We start from the raw sequence: 2,460 nt of genomic DNA, 5'->3' as shown, positions 1-2,460 counted from the left end.
GGGTCGCCGTCCGGCCGGTCCGGCGCGCCGGGACGCGCGGCCCGCTCGCCGGGCTGCGCGGTGTCCCCGTCGGGGCGGGCGAGCGGCGCGATCCGGGTGCCGTCGCCGCGCCGCGCGATGAGGAAGCCCTCGGCGGTCAGCTGCTCGTAGGCGGTGACGACGACGCCGCGGGAGACGTCCAGGTCGCGCGCCAGGTCGCGGCTCGACGGCAGCCGGGTCCCGGCGGTCAGCCGGCCGGAGCGCACGGCCGCGCGGAAGCCCGCGGCGATCTGGGCCGCCAGCCTGCCGGCGGACCGGTCCAGGGGAAGGTGAAGGTCGGTCACACCACACTCAGCGCCGGGAGGTGGCGGGAGCGTCACGAAGGTCCCATTGGTCCACGATTCAGCGTCGCCAATGGCCCTGGGAGATGAGCCAATGCGCTTCTAGCGTTTCCTCCATGAACGGCTCTCAGCGACGCGGCACGGCCGGTGCCGGCACGGCGATGTTCCTGGTCGGAACGCTCACGGCGGTGTCGGCGGCGATCGCGTCCTATCCCCTGTTCGGCGGCCAGGCGGTCCGGTACGCGGTCGCCGCGGCCTTCCTGCTGGCCGTCGCCCGGTTCGCCGGCGGGCCGGCGGCGCGCCCGTCGCCGCGCGACTGGCTGCTGCTGGCCGCGCTGGCGGCGACGGGGCTGGTGGCGTTCAACGTCTGCATCGTCGAGGCGACCCGGGACACGAGCCCGGCCACGATCGGCACGGTGATCGCGACGTCTCCGATCGTGCTGGCGCTGGCGGGGCCGCTGCTGGAGCGGCGCCGCCCCGCCCCCGCGGTCGTGGTGGCGGCCTGCGCGGTCGCGGCCGGCGCGGCGCTGGCCAACGGCCTCGGCGGCGGGAGCGTCCGCGGGCTGCTGTTCTCGCTCGGCGCGCTCGCCGGGGAGGTGTGCTTCTCGCTGCTGGCCGTCCCGCTGCTGCCCCGGCTCGGCCCGCTGCGGGTCTCGGCCTACTCCGCGGTGCTCGCCGCCCCGATGCTGCTGGCCGTCGGCGTCGCCGCGGACGGGACGGCAGTGCTGCGCGTGCCGACCGCCGGCGAGCTGGCGGGCTTCGCCTACCTGTCCGCGGTCGTCACCGTGATCGCGTTCCTGCTCTGGTACGACGCGATCGGGCGGCTCGGCGCCGACCGGGCGGGGCTGTTCGCGGGGCTGATCCCGGTCAGCGCGCTCGTCACGACGGTCGCGCTCGGCCTCGACCGGCCGGGACCGGCGGATCTCGCGGGCGCCGCGCTGGTCGCGGCGGGCGTCGCGGTCGGGCTGCGGGCCCGGGTCGCCCCCCGTGAACCGGTCGTTCCCGAGCCCGTAACCTGTGAGGCGGCCCCCATCGGAATCGCGCGAGGATCTGCCTGAGATGCCTGAATTCTCCTACACCGACCTGCTGCCGCTCGGCCCGGACGAGACCGACTACCGGCTGCTGACCTCCGACGGCGTGTCCGCCTTCGAAGCGAACGGGCGGACGTTCCTGCAGGTCGAGCCGGAGGCGCTGCGGCTGCTCACCGAGACCGCGATGCGCGACATCGCGCACCTGCTCCGCCCGGCGCACCTCGCGCAGCTCCGCCGCATCCTCGACGACCCCGAGGCGTCCCCCAACGACCGGTTCGTCGCGCTGGACCTGCTGAAGAACGCGGGCATCGCCTCCGGCGGCGTCCTGCCCATGTGCCAGGACACCGGCACCGCGATCGTGATGGGCAAGCGCGGCCAGCACGTCCTGACCGACGGCAACGACGAGGAGCACATCTCGCGCGGCGTGTACGACGCGTACACGAAGCTGAACCTGCGCTACTCGCAGATGGCGCCGGTGTCGATGTGGGACGAGAAGAACACCGGCAGCAACCTGCCCGCGCAGATCGAGCTGTACGCGGCGCCGGGCGGGGCCTACAAGTTCCTGTTCATGGCCAAGGGCGGCGGCAGCGCGAACAAGTCGTTCCTGTACCAGGAGACCAAGGCGGTCCTGAACCCGAAGCGGATGATGTCCTTTCTGGAGGAGAAGATCCGCTCGCTGGGCACGGCCGCGTGCCCGCCGTACCACCTGGCCATCGTGGTCGGCGGGACGTCCGCCGAGTACGCGCTGAAGACCGCCAAGTACGCCTCGGCCCACTACCTGGACACGATGCCGACGGAGGGCTCCCCGCTCGGCCACGGCTTCCGCGACCTGGAACTGGAGCTCCAGGTGTTCGAGCTGACGCAGAAGCTCGGGATCGGCGCGCAGTTCGGCGGCAAGTACTTCTGCCACGACGTGCGGGTGATCCGGCTGCCGCGGCACGGCGCGTCCTGCCCGGTGGCGATCGCGGTGTCGTGCAGCGCCGACCGGCAGGCCCTCGCCAAGATCACGGCGGAGGGCGTGTTCCTGGAGCGGCTGGAGACCGACCCGGCGCAGTACCTGCCCGACACGACCGACGAGCACCTGAACGACGAGGTCGTCCGGGTCGGGG

The 2,460-nt window shown here is 73.6% G+C and carries 3 protein-coding genes; 2 read left to right on the top strand and 1 reads right to left on the bottom strand.

Translation table 11 applies throughout. The features are described from left to right. The coding region (locus E1284_RS40175) for a GntR family transcriptional regulator (RefSeq protein ID WP_131945355.1) at nucleotides 1-323 on the bottom strand (323 nt) is incomplete at its 3' end. 113 nt (nucleotides 324-436) lie between these two features. Here E1284_RS40175 and E1284_RS40170 point away from each other — a divergent pair. Further along, nucleotides 437-1,378 (top strand): DMT family transporter, encoded by a 942-nt coding sequence (locus tag E1284_RS40170; RefSeq protein WP_131945354.1) that lies wholly within the window; start codon nucleotides 437-439, stop codon nucleotides 1,376-1,378. Nucleotide 1,379: 1 nt separating this feature from the next. Beyond that, the coding region (locus E1284_RS40165; protein WP_131945353.1) for a fumarate hydratase at nucleotides 1,380-2,460 on the top strand (1,081 nt) is incomplete at its 3' end.

It is taken from the genome of Actinomadura bangladeshensis (genome assembly GCF_004348335.1).
Lineage (GTDB): Bacteria > Actinomycetota > Actinomycetes > Streptosporangiales > Streptosporangiaceae > Spirillospora > Spirillospora bangladeshensis.
Note: the sequence above shows the minus strand (reverse complement) of the source record. Positions and strands in the feature narration are given on the sequence as shown.